The sequence below is a fragment of the Streptomyces sp. UNOB3_S3 genome, from assembly GCF_020740895.1.
Lineage (GTDB): Bacteria > Actinomycetota > Actinomycetes > Streptomycetales > Streptomycetaceae > Streptomyces.
The window spans coordinates 1-8,786 of the sequence record NZ_JAILXP010000305.1 but is presented as its reverse complement, the minus strand read 5'-3'; the positions used below and the strand labels follow the sequence as shown (position 1 = coordinate 8,786).

Below are 8,786 nucleotides of genomic sequence, written 5' to 3'. Positions count from 1 at the left end.
GTCCCGCACGCACCTGCAGCAGGCCCCCGCCCCCGCCCGCCGCCTCCACCCCCTCCCCCTCCCCCACCCGCCCCCCCCGCACCCCACCCACACCCCCACCCCCCTCCCCGCCCCGCCCGCCCCCCACCCCCGCCGAATACTGGGACCTCTACAAGCCCCACCGGGGCGAGGGCGCACAGCCGGCCCCCGAGCCGGGCCGGTTCGAGTGGACGCAGTTCCCCGGCCACGGCCCCGGCCCCGAACTCCTCGGCACGCCGCGCACGGTTCTGGAACTCGGCCCCGGCGAAGGCACCGACGCTGTCTGCCTGGCCCGCCGTGGTGCCCAGGTCACGGGCGTCGACTTCTCCGCGTTCCAGACCGGGCGCGCCCGCCGCTGGTGGGCGGACGAACCCGGCGTCACCTTCATCCACGCCGACGTGTGCGACTTCCTCGGCACCGAGGCCGGCGAGTACGACGCGATCTACTCCATGTGGGGCGCGGCCTGGTTCACCGACCCCGAACGGCTCCTCCCGCTGGTCGCCAAGCGCCTGGCGCCGGAAGGCGTCTTCGTCTTCAGCCACGCCGAGCCGGGCCCCGACGCGTACGGCCCCCAGCGGATGCGCGGGAAGTGGCTCGAAGGCAGGCAGCGGGAACTCACGGTCCTGCGCTGGCAGTACCCGCCCGAGACGTGGGCCGACCTGCTCAAGCGCAGCGGTTTCACGGACGTCGACGCGCGCGTCGTGCCGCCGCCGGGCGACGAGGCCCTGGGCACCCTCCTCGTGCGCGCCGGCGTCGCCTCTAGCGTGACACGAGGAAGTGGACCTCGCGGGGCCTGACCTCCAGGTCGCTCAGGCCGTCGGGCGTCGCGCCCATTTCGCGGCCGACTTCGGCCGCCGCCAGGAAGGCCTCTTCGGACTCGTACGCGCCGGTGGTGACGACGGCGTCGCCGTCCGGGGTGACCCAGACCCCGACGGACAGGAACCCGGGCTGGCGCCGTGCCGCCTCGGCGACCTGGTGGGCCTCGCGAACGAACTCCTCGAGGTGCTCGGGGGCGGGGTAGTGGAAGGCAACGAAACCGAATGACATGGGGTGTCCTCTCCCGGGTTGTACGATGCCGTACAACGCGAGGCTAGGCCGTTATGCGGCTCCGTACAACTGGGTTGACAGGGTGAGGTGGGCCACAGATGGGCGCATTGCGCACGCCGCGGGAGAAGTGGGTCGAGGCGGGGCTGCGGGCTCTGGCCTCGGGCGGGGTGGACGCGGTGCGGGTCGAGGCGCTCGCCAAGGCGCTGGGGGTGACCAAGGGCGGCTTCTACGGATACTTCGCCGACCGCGAGGCGCTGCTGACCGAAATGCTGGACGCCTGGGAGCGCGAGAGCATCGACGACGTCATCGACCGGGTCGAGCGTGAGGGCGGCGACGCGCGGGACAAGGTCCGCTTGGCCGGGCAGCTCACCTTCTCCAGCGACCGCCTGCTCCCCATCGACCTGGCCATCCGCGAATGGGCCCGCCGCGACCGCACCGTCGCCGACCGCCTGCGCCGCGTGGACAACAAGCGCATGCAGTTGGTGCGCGACGCGATCGGCACCTTCTGCACCGACCCCGACGAGGTCGAGGCCCGTGCCCTGCTCGCGTTCTGCACGGCCATCGGCAGCCACTTCCTCGCCGCCGACCACCCCGGCGGCACCCGTGTCCCGGTCATCGCCCGCGCCGCCGACATCATCCTCGACGTCCCCCATGCTTAGCGACGACGGACTGATCCCCGGCCGAACGCTGCGCAGCGGCAGTGCCGGATGGACGGTGCGCCCCGCCGACGGCCGCCGGACCGGACGTCCGGGGACCATGACGAGCCCCCGCTGTGCCGATCCGGCTGCTTTCTAGTCCACCGCGTCCAGATAGACCCAGTGGCCGTCCTCCCGTACGAAGCGGCTGAGCTCGTGCTGGGAGCCGGCCTCGCCGTGGGCCTCGTAGTGGGCGCGGAACTCGACCGTGCCGTCTTCGTGGAAGGCGCTGCCGCCGGTGGTGGCCAGGACGTCGAGGCCGGTCCACCGGATCCCCGGGTCGAGGTCGAGGTCGGCCGGGCGGGTGGAGGAGTGCCAGGTCCGCAGCAGATAGAGGGGGTCGAGGACGACGAAGGCGCTGTAGCGCGAGCGCATCAGGCGCTCGGGGGTGGGTGCGGTGGCGCGGCCGGCGTGGAAGGCGCCGCAGCAGTCGCCGTACGTGGCGTCGAGCCCGCAGGGGCAGGGCGAGCCGGCGGTGACGACGGGCGGCTTGGGGGAGCGTGAGCTTCTTCTGGACACCCCCCGATTCTGCCTGCCCCGGGGAGCGCTCCCGGCCATGGGGGCGAACCCTTTCGGCCGCAGGGCCGGATGGCGCCGCCCCCCGCTGTTCTTTCGGGTGAATTCCCAGCTCATCGCGGTGTGCGGGCCGAGCGCCCGGTGCCGGTCACCAAGAGCGGCCGGTTGCGCGCCCATCCGGCGCGGCGGACGGTGGTCGCGTCCCGACAGGCGTTTGGAAGGGAGTCATCCGGATGCGCGGCACCAAGCTCACCGCCATAGCCACGGCCCTCGTCTGCGGCTCGGTCACCCTGGGCGTCACCGGACCCGCGCTCGCCGCCGGCCGCGCGGCGGAGCACGCTGCCGCGGTGGAGCACGCCGCCGCGGCGGACGTGCCGGTGGACTCCGTGCCCGGCGCGGACAGCCGGTCGGACTCGATCGGCAGCCTGGGCGAGACGCTCAACACCGGCTCCCGGATCGTCAAGGAGGCCGAGTCCTGGAATCCCGACATGGAGCACTTGCGCGACCTGAGAGTGCGGCTGCGCGAGTCGGCCGAGCGGCTGCTCGCCGACGTCCGGGCGGTCAAGGCCAAGACCCCGGCCCGCCCCGGCACCGACGGCCTGGCCGTCGACCCCGTCTCGGACGTCAAATCGCAGCTGGACACCCTGGTCAAGGACGTGAACGATCTGCTGGCGGCCGTCCAGGCCAAGGACGTCGGCAAGGTCACGGCGCTCGTCGGCCAGGTGACCGCCGACCTCCAGGCCCTCCTCACCTCCGTGCCCAAGCTCCTGTCGAACGCGGCACCTCTCCCGGCACCTCTCCCGGCACCCGTGCCCCTGCCGGGACTGTAGTCACCTCCGTTCCTTCCGGCACACCCCTGTTCGACGGCGGCCGGCTCCGCTACGGTCGGCCCGGTGCGCAGACGTCTGTTCGTCGCAGCGATCCTGACCGCCTCCCTGACGACCGCCTGCGGCGGCCAGGACACGGAGGAGCCGGACCCGGGTCCCTCGGGCTCCCGGCGTGCCGACCGGGCCGAGCCGCTCTTCCACGGCGGCCGCCGGGCCAGCGCCCAGAACCCGGCGTTCTCCCCGGACGGAAGGTCGCTCCTCTTCACCGTCTTCGAGGACGGCTACAACGCGGGCGCCGCCGCCCTGCGCGTCCTGCCGCTGGGCGGCGACGGCGGCACGCCCGGGGCCGCGCCCCGCACCCTGCTCGACGAGAAGGACAAGGCGGCGGTGAACCTGCCGGGTTCGAGCTGGAACCCGTCCGGCGAGGTGGCCTTCGCCTCCGACCGGGCGGGCGGCGGCCGGGACGAGGTGTGGGTGCTCCGGCCCGGGGGACGGCCCACCCGGGTGACCGACCACGACGGCCCCTCCGGCTATCTGGAGCCCAGCTTCTCCCCGGACGGCGCCTGGATCGTCTTCCAGGAGAGCGTCGAGCGCGAGGGCTCCGGCGACCGCGCCGAGCTCGGCTCCCTGTGGAAGGTCCGGCGCGACGGCACCGGCGCCGTCAAGCTCCTGGACGGTCCCGCCACCCGGACCGACAACCGCCAGCCCAACTGGTCCCCCAAGGGCGACCGGCTGGTCTTCCAGCGGCGCGAGGAGGACGGCGACGACTGGGCGCTGTACGTGGTGAACGCGGACGGCTCGGGGCTGCGCCGGATCACCCGGGGCGCGGGGGAGCACACCGACCCCAGCTGGTCGCCGGACGGGCGGTCGGTGGTGTTCTCCTCCACGGCGGGCGGCCTGGAACTGCCCCAGATCTTCGTCATCCCCGCCGACGGCACCGGGGCCCCGGTCCGTGTGACCAGGAACCCCGAGACCTACGACGGCGCCCCCAGCTGGTCCCCGGACGGCCGCTGGATAGCCTTCGAGTCCCACGAGGGCGGCGAGGACCGTCCGAGCTCCCTGTGGCGGATCGCGGCTCCCCGGAGTTGACCGGATCGGTTCCCCCGCAGGGCCGGCGGACGGGCCGGCGCGGGGCGCGGTGACGTCCCCGCGGGGACGGGCAAGGGCCCCCGGAACTCGGGTTCTTCGCCCGCACCCCGGTCATCTCCCCTTAAACAACAAAAGTTTCCATGAGCATGCATCCGGCCAGTCACATCCCGGTCGCACCCACTGTCTTGACCGTCAACTTTCCACCGGCATATGTTCATGCCGGTAACACCAGCAGCAGAAACAACAGGAGTTCCAGTCGAGGGGTGGTCGCATGTCCACGGAAACCGCGGACCAGGATTTCCATCACGCACGGACCGCCTATGAAACGGTCGCCGCCGATTACGACGTGCTCGCCGTGGACCCGCTCTTCTCCCGGTGGGTCTCCTTCTACCACGAACTCATCGGGAAATACGGGTCCGGCGGGCGGGTGCTCCTCGACGTGGGCTGCGGAACGGGCAACAGCACCGTCGCCTTCCGCGACCTGGGCTACGAGGTGGCCGGCTGCGACCTTTCCCCGTCGATGATCGAGCGCGCCCGGGCGAAGGCGCCCGGCCTCCCCTTCACGGTCGGCGATGTGCGCGACCTGCCGGTGCTGGGCTCCTTCGACGCCGTCACGTGCATGAGCGAGCCGCTGAGCTACCTCACCGACGACGGGCAGCTGGAGCGGGCCTTCCGGAGCGTGGCCCGGCAGCTGGCGGACGGCGGGATCTTCGTCTTCGACATGAACACGCTGGGCAGCTACCAGCGGGCCTACGCGGTCACGCGGATCGTCGACCAGGACGGCCACTACGACGTCTGGCAGGGCGGGCCCGCGCCGGTGGAGCCCGACGCGGTCGTCGACGTCACCCACACCTACTTCCGGCGCACGGGGGAGGACTGGCGGCGCGTGACGTCCCGGCACGTCTACCGCCACCACTCCGATGCCACGGTGCGGCGGCTGCTCGCCGCCGCCGGCCTGCGGCTCGTCGCCGCCCACGGGCTCACCGCCGGTGAGCTGACCGACTCCGGCGACGAGATCCGCGGCCGGAAGATCCTCTATGTCGTGAGCCGCTAGCTCCGCCATGTCGTGAGCCGCCGGCCCCGCGCGGCGCGGCTCCGCCACGATCCCGGTCGGCCATCCGGCCGGCCGCCGGTGAGATCCGAATGTGAAGGAGGTGGGCCCCATGCGCAAGATGGTTGTCAACACCAAGCCGGTTGTCACCGAGGAGAAGTACCTCGTGCTGCACTCCGCGTGAAAGTGACCGTGGCCGGGCCCCTCGCGGGCCCGGCCACGGTACATCCTGTGAGGAGCGAAATTGCCCGTCCGCCGAGCCCGCAGCATCGTGTGCTACTGGCACGACAACGAATTCGTCGCGGAGAATTACCGCACCCGTACCACGGTTTCCCTGGAACCCCTGGGGGCGGAATTACTCAACGAGCTGGGGGAATGGATCGAGGAGGAGAAAGCCGCCGCCCGATTCCCGGATTTCGACCCCGAATCCGTCCTCCAGTCCCTGGCCGAACTGGAGGCCGCCGGGCTCGTCGTGCGCGAGGGGGATCCGGGGGCCGACGGCGACGAGGCGGCCGGGACGGCCTGGCCCGAGTGGAACGTCAGCGCCCGCTACCTCCACGCGATGACCAAAGACGCCCCCTACACCGAGGACACCCCCGAACTGCGCGCCTGCCTGGCCTCGGAGACGGAGCGGCCCGCGCTGTTCAAGTCCTACCCGGACGCCGACACCATCCTGCTGCCTCGCGCCCCCCGGCGCCTCGACGCCTCTTTCGGGGACGTCCTGTACGGCCGGCGGACCCATCGCGCCTTCGCCGACCGGGACGTGCCGCTGGCCGACTTCTCGGCGCTGCTCGCCGCGGTGTTCGGCCCCGCCGCCTTCATCGACGCCGACGCCTACGGCGGCCTCATGCAGCGCACCAGCGCCTCGGCCGGGGCGCGGCAGGAGACCGAGGCGTACGTACTGGTGCGCCGGGTCGCGGACGTGGCGCCCGGCGTCTACCACTACAACGTGCTCACCCACGCGCTGGAGTTCCTGGCCGAGTGCCCGCCGTGGCAGGACGTGGCGGGCCTGAGCGTGAACCAGCGGGGGATCGAGGAGGCGGCGTTCGCCGTCGTGCTCACCTCGCTCACGGAGCGGCTGCGGTCCAAGTACCGCACGGCGCGCACCTACCGGATCATGCTCATGGACGCCGGCCACTTCGCGCAGACCTTCGCCATGGTCGCCACCGCGCTGGGACTGGGTCCCTTCCAGACCGCCGCGTTCACCGACTCCGCCGTCGAGGAACTGCTGGGCCTGGACGGGGTGGAGGAGACGGCGCTGTACCTGCTCGGCGCCGGGGTGCCGGCCGAGGGCCCGGAGGGGACCGAGGGGCTGAAGCGGCCGGCGGGGCTGGAGGCGTTCCGCAGGAGCCGTCCGGGCCCGGCGCCGGAGCGGCCGCCGCGGGGCTGACGCCCCGGATCCGGCGGCCGGCCCCGGCGCGGCGGCGCGCCCCAGCGCTGCCTCCCGGCTCAGCCCAGGGTGAGCGTGAGCAAGGAGTACTGGGCGACAGTCAGCGGAACGCTCACCGTTCCGCCGTCCACCGTGAAGGGAACCGCCTTCGGAGCGGGCGATCCCGCATCCGGCGAGCTGACGGTCGCCCCCAGCACCTTCTTCCCCGCCGGCACGGCCAGCGCGACCGTGCACGCGGCGGGCGTGGTCCTGAACGCCGCCGCCACGTCCCCGAAGCCCGTGAAGTTGACCAGCTGGATCACCACGTCACCGCCCAGCCGCCCCATCTCCAGGTGGATCCGGTCGTCACCGCTCAGCGTCACCGAGGGCGGCGCGGCCGCCCGTACCGGGGCGAGCAGCAGCTCACCGGCGGCCTTGTCGGCCGTGTCCAGATACGTGTGCCCCGGCAGGGACTTGACGTACCGGCACGTCCCCGCGCCGAACCGGTTCTGCTTGCTGTCCGGCAGGGCGTCGCCCTTGCGGAAGCCGAGGACGTCGGCGAGCGCGTACTCGCTCCGGGCCGTGCCGAGCTCGTCCAGCGCCGTCGGCGCCGGGCCGGTGATCACGACGGTGCCGCCGCCCGCGACGAACCCCCGCAGCACCGCCGCCTCCGCGTCGGAGACCGCCTGGAGGTTCGGCAGCAGCAGGACCTTCAGCCCGGCCAGGTCGGCGGCGGTCAGGCCGGGGCTGGTGACGGTGACGAAGGGGACGTGCGCGTACACCAGTGCCTTGACCGTGCCGCGGAACTCCCCGAGCCACGCCTGCTTGGAGCAGCTCTCCTCCGCGCTGCCCGAGCTCCACCACTCCTTGACCCCGGCCGGCTTCTTGACGTTGGCGTACATGCCCGTGCCCGGCGAGGGGCTGACGAAGTCCCGCGAGGGGGAGGAGTGGTAGACGCCGACCTCGGCTGCGGTCGTGGTGTTGTACAGCTTCTCCTGGTTGGCCGCCACGAAGGCGTACATGCGGGTGCGCATCGCCCTGTCGGTGGTCTCGTTCTTGAACGGGCTCTTGACCTCGTACGGGTTGCAGCCCGCGGCCAGCAGCTCGGCCATCACCAGGGACGCGTCGTCGGCCTTCCAGCCGTAGGAGAACGCCCAGGCCGGCTTGGTGCCGCTGGCGGCCCGCGCGTACTTGTACATCGAGATCAGGCAGGTCCAGTCGGTGGCGGTGGCGTGGCGCATCCCGTCGTAGTTGCCGAGGATGTCCACCTCCCACACATGGCTCACGCCCTCCGCCGTGCGCAGGTACGCGCCGTCGAGGCCGACCAGCGTGGCGTACTGGTAGTCCATGCTGACGGTCTCCACGAAGGTGACCAGGTCGGGGTTGACGGACCGGCCGGCGGACGCGATGTCCAGCTGCCACTGGTGGAGGTTGCGGTGGCGCCATTCGACGTAGCGGCGGAAGGTCGGGCTGGTGAAGTCGGCCTTGGGGGGCAGGGCGAGGCCGGTGTCGGCCTTGAAGGCGGCGGCGGCCCAGGTGGAGCCGTCGCACCAGCTCAGCGCGCCGTCGAAGTAGATGGGGACGTCCGGCCAGAGTGCGTCGAGGCCGGTGCCGGCCAGGGCCTTGACCCGGTTCAGGTAGTAGTCGCGCCAGGGGGAGTTGGGGCTGAGCCAGCAGCTCTCGTCGCCCGGGTCCACCCAGACGACCAGGCTGCCGTAGAAGACGTTGGGCTTGCCGTCGAGGGAGCGCTGGACCCAGTCCTTGCCCTGGCCGTCCTTGTAGAAGGAGCGGCCCTTCTCGCCGCCGACGCTGATCAGCTCCATCGACGGGTAGTACATGACCACGCGGAGGCCCGCCGCGTGGGCGAGGCCGACGAAGCTCCTCACCTTGCCCACGTGCTGGCCGAACTCCTCGTCCGTCAGCCAGTTGGACAGGATGGTGTCGAGCTCGATCACGCTGACGTTCTGCGCCTTGAGGGCGTCGATCACCGGCTTCATGTCGCGTACCGGGTCGGCGTCCTCGTCGAACGTCCCGTCGGCCAGCCGGGCGAAGCGGCTCCACTCGGGGAAGGTCCCCGCCCGGACGGCGGGCGCGGCCCACGCGGCCCGGTCCAGGGGCAGCGGGGTGGGTGCGGCGACGGCGGGGCCGGCGAGTGCCAGGTGCTGTCCCACCAC

The 8,786-nt window shown here is 72.4% G+C and carries 9 protein-coding genes; 6 read left to right on the top strand and 3 right to left on the bottom strand.

Features of this window, described 5'->3' with window-relative positions; translation table 11 throughout:
- The coding region (locus K6I33_RS26680) for a bifunctional 2-polyprenyl-6-hydroxyphenol methylase/3-demethylubiquinol 3-O-methyltransferase UbiG (RefSeq protein WP_229357084.1) at window positions 1-815 on the top strand (815 nt) is incomplete at its 5' end.
- On the opposite strand, the gene K6I33_RS26675 is transcribed toward K6I33_RS26680, so the two are convergent.
- Entirely contained in the window at window positions 778-1,065 is a 288-nt protein-coding gene (locus K6I33_RS26675; protein WP_229357083.1) for an antibiotic biosynthesis monooxygenase, read from the bottom strand. The two genes, K6I33_RS26680 and K6I33_RS26675, sit on opposite strands and share 38 nt — an antisense overlap.
- Window positions 1,066-1,163: 98 nt before the next feature.
- Between K6I33_RS26675 and K6I33_RS26670 the strand changes: the two genes are divergently transcribed.
- Window positions 1,164-1,724, top strand: coding sequence for a TetR/AcrR family transcriptional regulator (locus K6I33_RS26670; RefSeq protein WP_229357082.1), 561 nt, complete (start codon window positions 1,164-1,166; stop codon window positions 1,722-1,724).
- Between the two features lie 132 nt (window positions 1,725-1,856).
- On the opposite strand, the gene K6I33_RS26665 is transcribed toward K6I33_RS26670, so the two are convergent.
- Complete coding sequence (locus tag K6I33_RS26665) at window positions 1,857-2,279, bottom strand: YchJ family protein (RefSeq protein ID WP_229357081.1); 423 nt, start codon at window positions 2,277-2,279, stop codon at window positions 1,857-1,859.
- Window positions 2,280-2,509: 230 nt separating this feature from the next.
- Between K6I33_RS26665 and K6I33_RS26660 the strand changes: the two genes are divergently transcribed.
- The 4 genes from K6I33_RS26660 (at window position 2,510) to K6I33_RS26645 (ending at window position 6,633) form a co-directional block, all read left to right on the top strand.
- Entirely contained in the window at window positions 2,510-3,106 is a 597-nt protein-coding gene (locus tag K6I33_RS26660; protein WP_229357080.1) for a hypothetical protein, read from the top strand.
- A gap of 63 nt (window positions 3,107-3,169) precedes the next feature.
- Window positions 3,170-4,192 (top strand): hypothetical protein, encoded by a 1,023-nt coding sequence (locus tag K6I33_RS26655; protein ID WP_229357079.1) that lies wholly within the window; start codon window positions 3,170-3,172, stop codon window positions 4,190-4,192.
- A gap of 271 nt (window positions 4,193-4,463) precedes the next feature.
- Window positions 4,464-5,246, top strand: a complete 783-nt coding sequence (locus K6I33_RS26650; RefSeq protein ID WP_229357078.1) for a class I SAM-dependent methyltransferase — start codon at window positions 4,464-4,466, stop codon at window positions 5,244-5,246.
- Window positions 5,247-5,487: 241 nt separating this feature from the next.
- Window positions 5,488-6,633, top strand: a complete 1,146-nt coding sequence (locus K6I33_RS26645) for a SagB/ThcOx family dehydrogenase (protein ID WP_229357077.1) — start codon at window positions 5,488-5,490, stop codon at window positions 6,631-6,633.
- 59 nt (window positions 6,634-6,692) lie between these two features.
- Here K6I33_RS26645 and K6I33_RS26640 read toward each other — a convergent pair whose 3' ends face one another.
- Complete coding sequence (locus K6I33_RS26640; RefSeq protein WP_229357076.1) at window positions 6,693-8,786, bottom strand: hypothetical protein; 2,094 nt, start codon at window positions 8,784-8,786, stop codon at window positions 6,693-6,695.